At 68.4% G+C, this 14,998-nt stretch carries 15 protein-coding genes; 3 read left to right on the top strand and 12 right to left on the bottom strand.

Annotated features, from left to right (window positions below; all coding sequences use genetic code 11):
• The 11 genes from H7290_RS08735 to H7290_RS08685 form a co-directional block, all read right to left on the bottom strand.
• Positions 1–1,251 (bottom strand): ABC transporter substrate-binding protein (locus H7290_RS08735; RefSeq protein ID WP_290513629.1); only part of this gene is annotated, 1,251 nt, incomplete at its 3' end.
• Positions 1,252–1,316: 65 nt separating this feature from the next.
• Positions 1,317–1,763, bottom strand: a complete 447-nt coding sequence (gene rplI / locus H7290_RS08730; protein ID WP_290513628.1) for a 50S ribosomal protein L9 — start codon at positions 1,761–1,763, stop codon at positions 1,317–1,319.
• Between the two features lie 10 nt (positions 1,764–1,773).
• Complete coding sequence (gene rpsR / locus H7290_RS08725; RefSeq protein WP_290513627.1) at positions 1,774–2,010, bottom strand: 30S ribosomal protein S18; 237 nt, start codon at positions 2,008–2,010, stop codon at positions 1,774–1,776.
• A 30-nt stretch (positions 2,011–2,040) separates the two neighbouring features.
• On the bottom strand, positions 2,041–2,583 hold the full coding sequence (locus tag H7290_RS08720; protein WP_290513626.1) for a single-stranded DNA-binding protein: 543 nt from the start codon (positions 2,581–2,583) through the stop codon (positions 2,041–2,043).
• Positions 2,584–2,681: 98 nt separating this feature from the next.
• A complete protein-coding gene (rpsF, locus tag H7290_RS08715; RefSeq protein WP_290513631.1) occupies positions 2,682–2,972 on the bottom strand; it encodes a 30S ribosomal protein S6 in 291 nt (96 codons plus the stop codon).
• 142 nt (positions 2,973–3,114) lie between these two features.
• A complete protein-coding gene (locus tag H7290_RS08710) occupies positions 3,115–5,664 on the bottom strand; it encodes an FtsX-like permease family protein (protein ID WP_290513625.1) in 2,550 nt (849 codons plus the stop codon).
• 1 nt (position 5,665) lies between these two features.
• On the bottom strand, positions 5,666–6,445 hold the full coding sequence (locus H7290_RS08705; RefSeq protein WP_290513624.1) for an ABC transporter ATP-binding protein: 780 nt from the start codon (positions 6,443–6,445) through the stop codon (positions 5,666–5,668).
• 94 nt (positions 6,446–6,539) lie between these two features.
• Entirely contained in the window at positions 6,540–7,607 is a 1,068-nt protein-coding gene (gene mgrA, locus H7290_RS08700) for an L-glyceraldehyde 3-phosphate reductase (protein ID WP_290513623.1), read from the bottom strand.
• Positions 7,608–7,649: 42 nt separating this feature from the next.
• Positions 7,650–8,483, bottom strand: a complete 834-nt coding sequence (locus tag H7290_RS08695) for a transglutaminase family protein (RefSeq protein ID WP_290513630.1) — start codon at positions 8,481–8,483, stop codon at positions 7,650–7,652.
• Positions 8,484–8,485: 2 nt separating this feature from the next.
• Entirely contained in the window at positions 8,486–9,412 is a 927-nt protein-coding gene (locus H7290_RS08690; RefSeq protein ID WP_290513622.1) for an alpha-E domain-containing protein, read from the bottom strand.
• The gene (locus tag H7290_RS08685; protein WP_290513621.1) at positions 9,406–11,040 is read right to left on the bottom strand and encodes a circularly permuted type 2 ATP-grasp protein; all 1,635 of its coding nucleotides are present in this window, start codon (positions 11,038–11,040) and stop codon (positions 9,406–9,408) included. Before H7290_RS08685 ends, H7290_RS08690 begins: the two co-directional genes overlap by 7 nt.
• Positions 11,041–11,179: 139 nt before the next feature.
• Here H7290_RS08685 and H7290_RS08680 point away from each other — a divergent pair, with 139 nt between their 5' ends.
• Positions 11,180–11,617, top strand: a complete 438-nt coding sequence (locus tag H7290_RS08680; protein ID WP_290513620.1) for an HNH endonuclease — start codon at positions 11,180–11,182, stop codon at positions 11,615–11,617.
• A gap of 38 nt (positions 11,618–11,655) precedes the next feature.
• Here H7290_RS08680 and H7290_RS08675 read toward each other — a convergent pair whose 3' ends face one another.
• Positions 11,656–12,537 carry a siderophore-interacting protein gene (locus tag H7290_RS08675; RefSeq protein WP_290513619.1) on the bottom strand — a complete coding sequence of 294 codons (882 nt, stop codon included), beginning with the start codon at positions 12,535–12,537 and terminating at the stop codon, positions 11,656–11,658.
• 97 nt (positions 12,538–12,634) lie between these two features.
• Here H7290_RS08675 and H7290_RS08670 point away from each other — a divergent pair, with 97 nt between their 5' ends.
• Positions 12,635–13,759, top strand: a complete 1,125-nt coding sequence (locus H7290_RS08670) for a peptidoglycan bridge formation glycyltransferase FemA/FemB family protein (protein ID WP_290513618.1) — start codon at positions 12,635–12,637, stop codon at positions 13,757–13,759.
• Positions 13,756–14,790 (top strand): alanine racemase, encoded by a 1,035-nt coding sequence (locus H7290_RS08665; RefSeq protein ID WP_290513617.1) that lies wholly within the window; start codon positions 13,756–13,758, stop codon positions 14,788–14,790. The genes H7290_RS08670 and H7290_RS08665 overlap by 4 nt, the downstream gene beginning before the upstream one ends.
• Positions 14,791–14,998: the final 208 nt, after the last annotated feature.

Raw genomic sequence — 14,998 nt, 5'->3', positions numbered from 1 at the left:
GGTGTTGGTGGGCGTCTTGTCGGGCACCGGCATCGTGAGCACCAGCTTCTTGCCCTTGCGGGTCAGCACCCCGTCAGACCCCTTGACCCAGCCGTCGTCGGCCAGCAGCCGCGCCGACTTCGCGGGGTCGTAGGCGATCGACGCCGAGGAGTCGTGATAGCCGCGCTGTCCGGGCAGGTAGGTGAAGCTGCCGAGCGTCTCCGTCGGGGCTCCGACGGCATCAGCGGACTGCGCGGCGACAACCCTGCGGTTGACGGCGGGGGCGACGGCGCGACGCACCGAGACGGACCTGAGCGGACCGCGCGCGCCGTTGAGCGTGATCTGGGTCCACTCCAGGCCCGCGGCCCGTTGCACGGTGCCGCTTGCCTTGGCGGTGTCGTAGGTCTCTGGCTGCAGCTTCACGGCGTCGAGCTCGCGGGCCACGTAGGCCTTGGCCTGGGTCGCCGGGGGTGCGACACGCCAGGTGATGCCGTCGAGCTTGGGTGGCGTACCCCACCACCGAGGATTGGGCTTCTCGACGATGGCGCCGCGGACCGTGTCGATGGAGCTGACGATGAACGGCCCGTTGGACGGGATGGCGCGCTTGCGGAAGGCCTTGTTGAACAGCTCGGGCGACGACGACACGTTGGACGGGAGATGGGGATAGATGAACAGCGGCCAGTCGCCGATGGGCTTCTTGAAGACGACGGAGTACGAGAACGGGTCCTTGCCGACGCGGACGTCGCGGATGTCCTCGTAGCCCGCGGTCGAGCTGACGTCGAAGTCGCTGTCGGTACCGTTCTGCACCTTCCAGAAGGCGACCATGTCCTTGCCCGTGATCGAGGTGCCGCCCTGCCAGACGGCTCGTCGATTGAGCTTGACGGCGATCGTGAGGGGGTTGGTGTCGGCGATCTTGACCGACTCGGCATAGTCGGGATCGACCTTCCAGGAGCCTCCACCGGTCAGCCGCACGGCGCCACCCGCCGTGGGGGCCAGGATGTCAGCGGCATCAGACATCGCCGCGTCGGCGTGCAAGGGGTTGAAGCTGCGCGGGACCGCCGCGGCAGCGAGTCGCAGCGTGCCACCCTTGGCGACGCGGTCACCAGCGGCGGCGACCCAGGCGGTGCTCGGCAGCGACACAACCTTGCGCTCGGTGGGCGCGGTCTTGTCAGCGCTCTTGGGGTCGTCCCCTCCGGGCAACAACGAGCAGCCGGAGAGCACAAGGCCTCCGGAGAGGAGGAGGGCAGCTGCCGTGCCGAGTGGGGAGCGCATCGTTCTGGGCGACCATTGTCGGCGGGCCGGCTTCCCTTCGTGCAGGTGCCGGCCCACCGAGTGGACTACTTCGCGACGACCACGTTGAGCTTGACCTGCGCGCTCACTTCGGGGTGCACGCGTACGGAGACCGTGTGCATGCCGAGCGACTTGATCGGGTTGCCGACCTCGATGCGACGCTTGTCGACCTTGGCACCGGCGACACCGAGTGCCTCGGCGATGTCGGACACCGTGACGGCACCGAACAGACGGTCGCCGCGTCCAGCGAGGACCGAGACGTTGATCGGCGCGGACTCGAGGTTGCCCTTGATGCTCTGGGCCTCCTCGAGGTCGTGCACGGCGTGCGCGTCACGCGCCGCCTTGATCGACTCGACCTGCTTGGCTGCGCCCTTGGACCAGCGGATGGCGAAGTTGCGCGGCAACAGGAAGTTGCGGCCGTAACCGTCCTTGACCTCGACGATGTCGCCGGGGGCTCCGACGTTGGTGACCTCGTGGGTCAGAATGAGCTTCATCGAGGCCTCCTTAGCGGCTGGTGCTGGTGTAGGGCAGCAGAGCCATCTCGCGGGCGTTCTTGATGGCCTTGGCGATGAGGCGCTGCTCCTGGACGGTGACACCCGTGACGCGGCGCGCGCGGATCTTGCCGCGGTCCGAGATGAACTTGCGCAGCAGCGCGGTGTCCTTGTAGTTGATGTCGGTGACCTTGGCCGCAGTGAGCGGGTTGCTCTTCTTCTTCGGCTTCCGGACTACTGGCTTTGCCATGTTGCTCCTGTACTTGATGCTGACGTGTGTTTAGAAAGGGGGCTCGTCGGTCGTACCGGCGTTGCCGCCCCAGGCGTCAGACCCACCCTGTGGCTGCTGTGGCTGCGTCGACCACGGATTGCTGGCTGCGGCCTGGCCGCCACCACCGGAGTTGCCGCCGCCGGAGCCACCCGCGTTTGCGCCGCCGCCGAAGTCGCCGCCGCCGGAGCGGCTGGCCTTCGTCACCTTGGCGGTGGCGTAGCGGAGCGAGGGACCGATCTCGTCGACGTTGATCTCGACGCTCGTGCCCTTCGAACCGTCCTGGCGCTCGAACTGGCGAATCTTCAGGGCGCCCGTCACGATGACGCGCTGACCCTTCTGCAAAGACTCTGCGCAGTTCTCGGCCAGCTGGCGCCATGCGGCACAGCGGATGAACAGTGCATCGCCGTCCTTCCACTCGTTCGTCTGCCTGTCGAACGTACGAGGCGTCGACGCGACGGTGAAGTTGGCAACTGCGGCGCCCGAAGGAGTGAACTTGAGCTCCGGGTCGTCGGTGAGGTTGCCGATGACGGTGATGACGGTTTCGCCTGCCATGTGGCGCAGCCTTTCGGGTGTGGGATGTCTGACTTCAGTGAACCGCAGACGTGTGACACCCCGAAGGGGTCATCCACAGGGCGGTCCTTGAACGAGGTCTACTTCACGTCGGGACGTGTGACCTTCGTGCGAACGACAGACTCGTTGAGAGTGAGCTGACGATCGAGCTCTTTGACCGTGGCCGGCTCTGCGGAGAGCTGGACGACGGCGTAGATGCCCTCGTTCTTCTTGTTGATCTCGTAGGCAAGACGACGCTTGCCCCACACGTCGACGTTCTCGACGGTGCCGCCGTCCTGACGCACGACGTTGAGGTACGTGTCCAAGCTGGGGGCGACGGTGCGTTCTTCGAGATCAGCATCAAGGATGATCATGACTTCGTACGGGCGCAATGACATTCAGTCTCCTTCGGACTAAAGGCGGCCACAGGATTTCCGTGGCAGGAGAGGCGTTGCCTGACAGGCAACCGGGAAAGTCTACGGGAGACCAGCGGGCGGAAGCCAATCGTCCCTGCCGCCCCGCGGGGAATCCGGCCTATTCGGTGCTGATGGCTTGGAGGACGTTGAGCTTCGCCGCCCGCCGTGCCGGAAGTGCCGCCGCCAGCACCCCGACGAGCCCCGCGACCACCACGAACACCGCCAGCCGTACCCAGGGGACCGCGAGGTCGGTGATGCCCTGGTCCTGCACCGCCTTCTGGAGCACGACACCGAACAGCAGACCGGCCACGATGCCCAGCACCGCTCCCAGCAGGGCGATCGCGATCGCCTCGAGCCGCACCATGCGGCGCAGCTGACGACGGGCCAGCCCCACTGCCCGGAGCAGCCCCACCTCACGGGTTCTCTCGATGACGCTGAGAGCGAGGGTGTTGACGATGCCGAGCGCGGCGATGACGATCGCGAGTCCGAGGAGCGCATAGATCAGGTAGAGCAGCTGGTCGACCTGGGCCCGCTGCGACGTCGCGAAGTCGTCGCGGTTCTGCACCGTCACGGTCGGGAAGTCCTTCGTCGCCGCATCGAGGCTGCGCCCCAGGGCGACCTTGTCGACCCCCGGCTTCGCGTTGACAGCGATGTTCGAGTCGGCGCGCTGCAGCTTGCCCGCCGTCACGGTGGAGAACGGCGTGATCGCGCCCGCCACGACATACGTCGATGTGTAGAGGCCCGAGACGGTGACGGGCACCTTGCCGGCGGCGAAGGTGAGCTGCAGCTTCTGGCCGACCTTCACGCCCAGCGCCGCCGCGGTGTCCTTCTCGAGCGAGATCTGGCCGTCCCTCAGTGCAGGACCACCCTTGACGTAGTCGATGTCGAAGATCGTCCCGATCGCCCGGGAGTCACCCGCCGATGCGTTCAGCCGCGAGCCCTTGATCTCGAACGACGTCAGCTGGGTCGGCGCGACCGTGCCGACGCCGGCAACCGCGCGGACGTCGGCGGCGATGGTTGTCGAGAAGGGCTGACCGATGGCGTTCGAGACCAGGAAGTCACTGGTGAACTGCTTGCGAACCCCGACGTCGATCGACTTGTTGACCGACGACCCGAGCACCGACATCGTCGTCACGAGCGCCAGCCCGATCATCAGCGCCGACGCCGTCGCGGCCGTGCGGCGGGGGTTGCGCAACGAGTTCTGGGTGGCGAGCTGGCCCACGGTGCCGAACAGGCGCCGGTAGATCGCGCCCATTCCCAGCAGCACCGGGATGGCCAGGACAGGGCTCATCAACGCGATGGCGATGAGGATCGCGAAGATGCCGATGCCAACCTGCGCAGCGCCGGACGAACCCTCGCCCATCAGGCCTGTCGCCATGAGTGTCGCCCCGAGCAGTCCCAGGGCACCACCGATGATGAGCCGGCGGCGGGTCGAGCCCTCTGGCAGGGCGACGTCATCGCGCATCGCGGCCACGGGCGCGATGCGAGCGGCCCTCCGCGCAGGGAGGTAGGCGGCGAACATCGTGACGAGGATGCCGACGAGGTACGACACGACGATCGTCCTCGGGGCGAACACCAACGGGTTGCCGCTGAGGTCGAGACCGAAGTTGGCGAACAGCAGGCGGAGCAAGGTCGCGAGGCCGAACCCCATCAGCAGCCCGAACGTCGAACCGATCAGCCCCACCACGGCAGCCTCGATCAGCACCGACCGCGTGACCTGTCTCCTCGAGGCGCCGAGTGCGCGAAGGAGAGCCAGCTCGCGACTGCGTTGCGCCACCAGGATCGAGAACGTGTTGATGATCAGGAAGCTGCCGACCACCAGTGCGATGGCGGCAAAGATCAGCAAGAACGTGTTGAGGAAGCCCAGCACGGTGTCGACGATCGACTTGATCTCCGCCGCCTGCCTCGCACCCGTCACTGCCTCGGCGCCCTCGGGCAGCAGCGGCTTGACCGCCTTGACGACCTGCCTCTGGCTGACGCCGCTGTCGGCCGTCAGCCCGACGCTGGTGAAGGCGTCCCTGCCCTCGAGGAAGAGCTTCTGTGCGGTCGGGGTGTCGAAGAAGACGAGAGTGGCGCCGGCGAGCCCGCCCCCGGCGAAGTCGGCATAACCGACCAGGGTCGCGCTGACGCGTGGCTGGTCGCCCGCCGTGACCATGCGGACCGTGTCGCCGAGTCGGTAGCCTGCGTTGTCCGCGGAGCGCCGGTCGATGGCCACCTCGTCGGCACCACGCGGGGCGTGCCCCCGGGAGATCACGACCGCCTGCGCCCCGCTCGCGTTGGGCGAGTCCGTGTAGTTGAAGGCCAGCGTCGGCGCACCCGTGCCGCCGAGAAGCTTGCCGTCGTGCTTCACGACGAAGAGCCCTTGGCCGTCGACCGAACCGTCCGCGCGTGCCACACCAGGCGCCTGCGCAAGGGTCGGGACGAGCGAGGCCGGGATGGTCCGGTCATCGATGTTGAGCGCCGCGTCGAACCCACCCTGCCCGATGCCCGAGAGGCGCACCGAGGCATCCGGGACCGACCCGCTGACGATGTTGTCGAAGCTCTTGCCCAGGGTGTCGGTGAAGACGAGCGAGCCGGAAAGGAAGGCCACGCCGAGGACGATCGCGAACGCGCTGAGCAACAGGCGCACCTTGCGGGCGAGCAGGTTGCGCATCGTCACGAGCAGCACGTCACACCCCCGCGACCGGTCGGTTCTGCAGCGATGCCATGCGCTCGAGCACCGAATCAGCGGTGGGCGACCGGAGCTCGCCGACGACCAGCCCGTCGGCAAGGAAGACGACGCGGTCGGTGTACGACGCGGCGATCGGGTCGTGCGTCACCATGACCACGGTCTGCCCGAACTCCTTGGCGCTGCGCTGGAGAAATCCGAGCACCTCGGCGCTCGAGGTGGAGTCGAGGTTGCCGGTCGGCTCGTCGGCGAACACGATGGACGGCCGACTCACCAGGGCCCGCGCGCACGCGACGCGCTGCTGCTGGCCGCCCGACATCTCCTGCGGCCGGTGGTCGAGGCGGTCGCGGAGGCCGACGGTGTCGACGGCCGTGTTGAACCACGCAGCATCCGACTTGCGGCCCGCGATCGCCAGTGGCAGCACGATGTTCTCCTCCGCCGTCAGCGTCGGCACCAGGTTGAACGCCTGGAACACAAAGCCCACACGGTCGCGGCGCAGCTCGGTGAGGTCCTTGTCGTTGAGCGTGGAGAGCTCGGTGTCGCCGATGTAGACGGTGCCGTCGGTGGGGGTGTCGAGCGCCGCCATGCAGTGGATCAGTGTCGACTTGCCCGACCCGGACGGTCCCATGACAGCGGTGAACTCCCCGGCGTACATCTCGATGCTGATGCCGTCGAGGGCGCGCACCTGCGCATCACCCTTGCCGTAGACCTTGGTGAGACCGATCGAGCGCGCGGCAACCGCCTCGGTGCGCGCAGGTGTGGTGGCGGCTGCTTCGGCCATGATTCTCCCGATGACGTGAGCTGTTCGACGAGTGTTGCCACCACGCTATCGAGAGCCGCTCGCCAGGTCGGCGTCCGTCCAGGTCGACGACCGACTAGACCTCCGAGGAGGCCGCCCAGATGTTGACTCCGGCCTCACCGGCGAACTCATCGATCTTGGCCAGCTCGTCATCGCTGAAGTCGAGACGTTGCACGGCGGCGAGGTTCTCGTCGAGCTGCTTCGTCGAGGAGGCACCGATCAGCGCCGACGTGACGCCGCCGGGGCGCAGGATCCACGAGATCGCCATCTGCGCGAGCGACTGCCCGCGCTGCTCGGCAATGCCGGCGAGCCCGCGCAGCCGGGCCAGGTTGTCCTCGGTCAGCACCCCTTCGTCGAGGCTGCCGCGGTCGACCGCGTGCTCGACGGGGTCGTCGCCGAGGTAGCGGTCGGTCAACAGCCCCTGCGCCAGCGGCGAGAAGCCGATCGACCCGAGACCGTGCTCGCCGAGCACGCTCAGCAGCCCGCCCTCGACCCAGCGGTTGAGCATCGAGTACGACGGTTGGTGGATGATCAACGGCGTGCCGAGGTCACGGGCGACGGTGACGGCCGCGGCCGTGCGCTCGGGCGAGTAGGACGAGATGCCTGCGTACAAGGCCTTGCCCTGACGCACCGCCGTGTCGAGAGCCCCGATGGTCTCCTCGAGCGGCGTGCCAGCGTCGGCGCGGTGGGAGTAGAAGATGTCGACGTGGTCGACGCTCATCCGTTTGAGCGAGGCTTCGAGGCTCGACAGAAGATATTTGCGCGAGCCGTGGTTGCCATAGGGGCCGGGCCACATGTCGTATCCGGCCTTGGTCGAGAGGATGAGCTCATCACGGTAGGGCCGGAAGTCGGTGCGCATCATGCGGCCGAAGTTCTCCTCGGCTGAGCCGTAGGGGGGGCCGTAGTTGTTGGCAAGGTCGAAGTGCGTGATGCCACGGTCGAACGCATGACGCAGGATCTCGCGCTGCGTCGCGAACGGCCGGTCGTCGCCGAAGTTCCACCACAGGCCGAGCGAGATCGGCGGCAGCAACAGGCCGGAGGTGCCGACCCGGCGGTAGTCGAGGTGCCGGTAGCGATCGTCGGCGGCGACGTAGGGGCTGTGCAGCTCGGGGACGGGGTCGGCGTAGTAGCGCTCTTCGGTCATGGGTCAACGCTAGCGGCCACATCCGAGGACGTCCGACAGCCGTCAACGCAGGCGGGTGATCTCCACGCCGACGAAGAGCTCGGAGGTGCCCGCGGTGGAAAAGATGCCGCGCAGCGGCGGGCTGTCGGCGTAGTCGCGGCCCTTGGCCACGATGACGTGCCTGGGTCCGGGCGCGATCGCGTTGGTCGGGTCCCAGCCGACCCACTCGCCGTCCCACCACTCGATCCAGGCGTGCGACTCGCCCGCGACGGCCTCGCCCACGACCGGCTCGGGCGAGGGGTGCAGGTAGCCGGACACGTACCGCGCCGGGATGCGGGCCTCACGCAGGCAGCCGAGGGTCAGATGGGCGAAGTCCTGGCAGACGCCGGTCTGCGCAGCCCACGCATCGGCCGCCGTGGTGGTCACCTCGGTGCTGCCGGGGACGTAGGCGACCCGGTCGTGCAGGAACTGGCTGACAGCCATGGCGTAGTCGGAGGGACGCTCAGAGGTGGCGAGCATCGGGGCCAGCTCGGCGAGCAGTGCGGGCGACGGGGCAACCCAGGCCGAGAGCGCGAGGAACTCGCACCACTCGTCCTGCACGTCCTGCAGCTCGGCCCACGAGGCGCCGTGCGGCTTGTCCGGGACCTCCTGCGTCTCGACCGTCGAGGTGGCCACGACCGTCAGGTCAGAGTGCGGGTCGCGCACCTCGAACGACGTGACGGTGGTGCCCCAGTAGTCGCGGTACTCATAGCTCCATGGCGTCGGGGTGATCTCGAGCCGTGAGCGCAGCACGTACTGCTCCGAGGTGGTCATCGGTGTCATGCGGGCCTCGTTGAACGACGCCACGGCACCCTTCGCGTAGTGGTACCCGGTGGTGTGCCGGATGCGCATCTGCATGCTCACAGCAGCACCCCTCCGCGCCACGTGTGCTCTTCGTACTCCGCGAAGTACCGGGCGGTGACGGCGTCGCTGGCTGCCGCGCAGCTGCGCTGCAGCCGCTCCATCTCGACGGGGAGGTCGAACACGATGTCGGCGAGTGGGCGGTACTCGAGCTCGGTGCGCGCCCGCCCCAGCAATCGCTGGGCCTCGTCGCTGAAGCCCGAGCGCTGGCCGCTGCGCTCGAGCTTGATGAGTGCCTTCTCGGCCTGGGCGAGAGACGACACGATCGACCGCGGGAACCAGCGGTCGAGCAGCAGGAACTCTGCGGCCTGCCGGTCGGCCTCGATGCCGCGGTAGGCACGGATGAAGCTCTCGTACGCCCCGCAGGCGCGCAACGTCGTGGGCCACGCGACCTGTGGGCCCGACGCGAGAGCGGCGGTCGAGAGCAGCCGGGCCGTCATGTCGACGCGCTCGATGCTGCGGCCGAGCATGTAGAACTGCCAGCCCTCGTCGCGCGACATCGTGGAGTCGGCGATGCCCGAGACCATCGCGGCACGATTGCGCACCCACGCGAACATGTCGGGCGACCTCATCGCCCGCGCGCTGGGCAAGCCGCGCCACGTCGTGTTGATCGCGGCCCAGATGTCGGTCGACAGGGTCTCGCGGGCGCGGCGGGCGCTCTCGCGAGCGGCACCGATCGCCGCCGCGATGGACACCGGTGAGTCGGCGTTGTGCGCGAGCAGGTCGAGGATCATCCAACGGTTGGGGATGCCGGTGTAGTCCTCGACACCCATGACTGAGAGCAGCTGCTCGCACGACGTGCGCTCGTCGATGCCGGGGTCCTCGATCAGGACCTGCATCTGCACGTCGAGGATGCGGGCCGTGTCGTCGGCGCGCTCGAGGTAGCGGCCGATCCAGAACAACGACTGCGCGATGCGGCTCAGCATGCGTCCTGCCCACCGTCGTGCGTCTGCTTCTGCTTCTGCGTCTGCGACCTGCCGGGTGACGACTGCTGCTGCTCCTGCTCCTGGACGTGAACCTCGCTGTCGTCGGTGTCGTCGAGGGACGGTCCGGCCGACTGGGCGACGCCGGCAACCGGGCTCGCCGTCGGAGCGACCTCGCCCTCGTCGTCAGGATCGCTCGGGCGGGCCAGCACCCAGGTGTCCTTCGACCCTCCCCCTCGGCTGGAGTTGACGATGAGCTCGCCCTCGGGCAGGGCGACGCGAGTCAGGCCGCCCGGGAGCACGAAGACGTCATCGCCGTCATGCACCGCGAACGGCCGCAGGTCGACGTGGCGCGGGCGGATGCCGTCCTCGACGAGCGTCGGCACGGTCGACAACGAGATGACCGGCTGCGCGATCCAGGAGCGCGGGTCGACCAAGATCTTGGCGCGCAGCTCGTCGAGCTCGGCCCTCGATGCGGCCGGGCCGATGACGATGCCTTTGCCGCCTGAACCGTCGACCGGTTTGAGCACGAGCTCATCGAGCCGGTCGAGCACCTCCTCGCGCTGGTCGGCCTCGCCCATGCGCCACGTGTCGACGTTGCGCAGGATCGGCTCCTCCGACAGGTAGTAGCGGATCAGGTCGGGCACATAGGTGTAGAGCAGCTTGTCGTCGGCCACGCCGTTGCCGACCGCGTTGGCGATCGTGACGTGACCCGCCCGCGCAGCGTTGATGATGCCCGGGACGCCGAGCGCGGAGTCGGGACGGAACTGCACCGGGTCGAGGAACTCATCGTCGATGCGGCGGTAGATCACGTGCACCGGCTCGAGGCCGTTGGTCGTGCGCATCATGACGCGGCCCGACCGACACACGAGGTCGCGGCCCTCGACGAGCTCGACGCCCATCGTGCGGGCGAGCAGCGTGTGCTCGAAGTAGGCCGAGTTGTAGACACCGGGTGTGAGCACCACGACCGTCGGGTCGCTGACGCCCGCGGGTGCCGACTTGCGCAGGGCGGCGAGCAGCGCCTGCGAGTACTGCGAGACCGGGCGGATGCGGTGGTCCGCGAAGACCTCGGGAAGCGCCGCTGACAGTGCACGGCGGTTGGTCATGACGTACGAGACGCCCGACGGCACCCGCACGTTGTCCTCGAGCACGCGAAAGTCGCCGTTGCCGTCACGGATCAGGTCGACCCCGGCGACGTGCACGCGCACACCGTTCGGCGGCTCCAGACCGGCGACAACACGGTGGTAGTGCGGGGACGTGACCACGGTGTTGCGCGGGACGACGCCGTCGGCGAACAGCTCACCGGGACCATACGCGTCGGCGAGGAACGCCTCGAGCGCAAGGACTCGTTGGCGCACCCCCATCTCGACGTGGTCCCAGTCGGCGGCCTCGATGAGCCGGGGAACGATGTCCAGCGGGAAGGGTCGCTCCTCGCCCTCGACGCCGAACGTCACTCCCTGCTCCAGGTAGGACGAAGCCAGGGAGTCTGCGCGCAGCCTGACCTCGGCCGCGCCCATCTTCTGGAACGAGGTGTGGACCTGGTCGTAGCTGGGGCGCACGTCCATGCGGGCAAACATCTCGTCGAAGCCGGCGACCGGGCCGTAGCCGTCGAAGAGCTCTGAGTCGTCCACTCGTTCACCGTAGGACAGATGTGCTCCCTGCAAGTTCCGGGGTGTCCGACCCGGCTCGGCTCCACGTCCTTTTCTTGTCCGCTTGGAGGGCAGTTGATGGCTGGGCCGGTTACGCTTTCGCTCAGAAAGGGGCCGGCCGATGGCAGAGACCTATGTCTTGGTGCTCAACGCGAGCTATGAGCCTCTGCAGCGCGTCTCCCTGCGGCACGCGATCAAGATGCTCGTGCGTGAGGTCGCGGTCATCGAGGAGGAGGCCGACGGCTGGTTCGGGCCGTTCCGCGTCCCCAAGGTCCTGCGCCTCGTCCGCTACGTCAAGACCCGCTGGATGCACCGGCGTTCCCACCTCTGCACCAAGAGTGCGATCAAGGCGCGCGACAAGATGTGCGCCTATTGCGGGGGTCGCGCCGAGACCGTCGACCACGTCATTCCACGCAGCCGTGGCGGCACCCTCACCTGGGAGAACGCCGTCGCGGCGTGCATCCGGTGCAACCATCGCAAGGCCGATCGCACACCCGCCGAGGCCGGTATGCACCTGCTCGTGAGGCCCGAGCAACCGCAGTTCGTCATCGTTGCCTGAGCCCGCCCCAGCCCGCGGCGGTGGGCAAAGGGCGGGGGTCAGAGGCCCACGCTGTCGTAGATGTCGTCAAGTGCGTCGAGGTAGGCGCCTTCGTCGTCACCGACCTCGCTGTGCACCGCCTCGGCCTTGGCCATGACCTCGTCCTGCACCTCTTGGTAGCGAGCAGCCCACTTCGCGGCGTCGACCTGCCAGTAGCCGCAGGTGTAGAAGTCGGCCTGCGGCCATCCGAGCTCCCGGCGCAGGTGGCGACGGACCGCGCGGCTTGCCCGCGCCTCGCCCGCGAACCACACGTAGCGGTCCTGCTCGGGCAGCTCTCGCGACGTGACCGCTCCGGCGAGCGCGTCGGCGATGTCGGTCTCGTTCGCGACGACCTGCCAGGTCACGGCAACGTCGGCCGGGCTCGGCAAGGCGATCTCGTCGCTGGCGTCGGTGAGCACGATGATGGCCTCGACCCGCTGCCCCGGCCGAAGGCCTCGCAGGATGCGGGCCAATGCCGGCAGCCCGGTGATGTCGGCGACCAGCAGCTGCCAGCCGACGTCGTCGGGTGCTGCGTACAAGCCGTGCGGCTCGATCAGTCCGACCTGGTCACCCGGCGAGCACGTGCGCGCCCAGTCGGAGCCGATGCCCTCGCCGTGCAGCGCGATGTCGAGGTCGATCTCGGTGCGACCGTCGATGAGACGGTGGTCGGAGATCGTGTAGATCCGGTGAGCCGGCTCCACCGACCCTTCCGGATAGGTAACGGTCCAGGCGTCGTCGATCTCCGGCAGTGCGAGCTCTGCACCGGCAGGCGGGATCAGCAGGCGGACGTACTCGTCTGGCACTCCCGTCGATGCGTAACCCTCCAGGCCCCCGAGAGTCACGGAGACCAAGTGGGCGGAGAGCACGCGGCGACCGAGCACCGTGGCGGCATACGTCTTCACAGTCGTTCCTTCCGATCAGCAGGTTAGGTCAGCCTAACTTATGCAGGCACACTCGTCGCCCCGCGCCGTGGCGGGCCGGCGTTGGTAGCGTGGGGTGGTGACATCAGCTCTCGTGGTCCGGCCCATCAGCGCACCCGAGCACCTCGATTTCGTGCGGAGTCGGCCCTCGGTCAGCTTTCTCCAGACGCCCGCGTGGGCGACCGTCAAGAACGAGTGGCGCGGCGAGTCGATCGGTTGGTTCTCCGATGACGGCACGCTCGTCGGCGCTGCCCTCGTCCTGTATCGACAGCTGCCCCGCGTGCGCCGATTCCTCGCCTACCTCCCCGAGGGTCCTGACATCGACTGGACCGGCGGCAATCTCGCCGACTGGCTCGAACCGCTGGCCGCGCACCTCAAGAGCCAGGGTGCCTTCGGCATCCGCATGGGCCCGCCCGTCGTCACCCGCCGGTGGCACGCCGCCACGATCAAGCAGGCGATCGCCGACCCCGTCCTCGCTTCGCTGTCAGACGTCCCGGCCGACGTCAGCGACGATGCTGCCCTGTCGGTTGCCACGTCGTTGACCGAGCTCGGCTGGAAGGAGCTGCCGACCGAGGGCGGCTTCTCCGCCGGACAACCGAAGTTCAACTTCCAGCTGCCTCTCGCCGGACGGTCGGAGGCCGAGGTCCTCGCCGGCATGAACCAGCTGTGGCGACGCAACATCAAGAAGGCCGCCAAGCTGGGCGTCGAGGTGGCCCACGGCACCCGCGACGACCTCGCCGCCTTCCACCGCGTGTATGCCGAGACCGCCGAGCGCGACCACTTCACTCCGCGTCCACTGTCGTACTTCGAACGCATGTGGGATGCGCTCACCGCAGAGGAGCCAGATCGGCTCGTCCTCTACCTCGCGCGTCACGAGGGAGACCTCGTCGCTGCCACCACGATGGTGCGCGTCGGCGGGCACGCCTGGTACTCGTACGGCGCGTCCACGACGGCCAAACGCGAGGTGCGGGGCTCCAACGCGATCCAGTGGCAGATGATCTGCGACGCGATGGCAGCCGGGGCGACGGTCTACGACATGCGCGGCATCACCGAGACCCTCGACCCCGACGACTCCCACATCGGGCTCATCCAGTTCAAGGTCGGCACCGGCGGCGAGGCCGTCGAGTACCTCGGCGAGTGGGACCTGCCCCTCAACCGCGCCCTCTACCTCGGCTTCACGACCTACATGAGGAGCAGAGGATGAGCTTCGATCTGGAAGTCGACGCCGAAAGGTGGCGTCGCGGCCTGCGCCAGCTGGTCGAGAGCACTCCCGGCATCGTTCCCGTGGTCAAGGGCAACGGTTATGGCTTCGGGCGCGACCGGCTCGCCGCGGAGGCGCATGACCTCGGGCTCCCGATGATCACGGTCGGCACCTACAACGAGGTGCCCGGCGCACTCGCCGCCTTCGACGGCGACGTCATGGTGCTGACGCCGTGGCGTCCGTTCTTCACCGACGTCGTCCACGACGAACGTGTCATCCACACCCTTGGCCGGGTCGAGGACGTGGCGGCCCTGGCCTCCGGGTTCGATCCGAACGCCCGCGTGCTGCTCGAGGGCGAGACCTCGATGGCGCGGCACGGCCTCGACCGGCACGAGCTGGCCGCCGCAGTCGCCGCACTGGGCGACCTGCGGCTCGAGGGGTTCGCCATCCATCTCCCGATGGCCGGGAGCAACCTCGTTGAGGCCGAGAGCTGGGCCGCGGCCCTCCAGACATCTCAGCTCGAGACGACGACGCTCTACCTGTCCCATCTGACTCCCGCCGAGCTGGCCACGTTGCGCGAACGTCGGCCCCAGCTCGACATCAGGCCGCGCATCGGTACGACGCTGTGGCTCGGCGACCTCGGCGCGATGTCGATCCACGCCCTGGTGCTCGACCGACATCTCGTCGCGAGGGGCGAACGCATCGGCTACCGCCAGCGCCCCATGCCGCGCGACGGATTCCTGTTGATCATCGCGGGCGGCACCAGCCACGGCATCGGGCTCGAAGCACCCAAGGCGGCCGCCGGGGTTGCGCAGCGCGGCAAGTCTCTCGCCCGGGGCGGCCTGGAGGCAGCCGGCTTCTCGCTGTCACCGTTCACGATCGACGGAAAGCAGCGCTGGTTCGCCGAGCCGCCGCACATGCAGGCGAGCATGATCTTCCTGCCGTCCGCCGTACGCGCTCCCGAGGTGGGCGACAGCGTCGACGTCGCGGTGCGATTCACCACCGCGACGTTCGACGCCGTCAACCTGCGCTGAGGTTCCGCGCCTCTACGCGCAGGCCGGCGTGGTGGCTGTGCCGCACGTCGGTTCCGGTGCCGGCTTCGCCGGCGGCGGCAGCGGCACGGTCGTCGTCGACGGTGTGGTCGGGACGGGGCTCGGCGTCGTCTTCTCCGGCGTCGGCTTGGTCTTCTCCGGCGTCGGCTTGGGCGCTGGCGGGGGCGGGGGCGGGGGCTGGAACGTGACG

This window comes from Aeromicrobium sp., assembly GCF_014378035.1.
Lineage (GTDB): Bacteria > Actinomycetota > Actinomycetes > Propionibacteriales > Nocardioidaceae > Aeromicrobium.
This window is presented reverse-complemented; position numbering and strand designations above follow the sequence as displayed.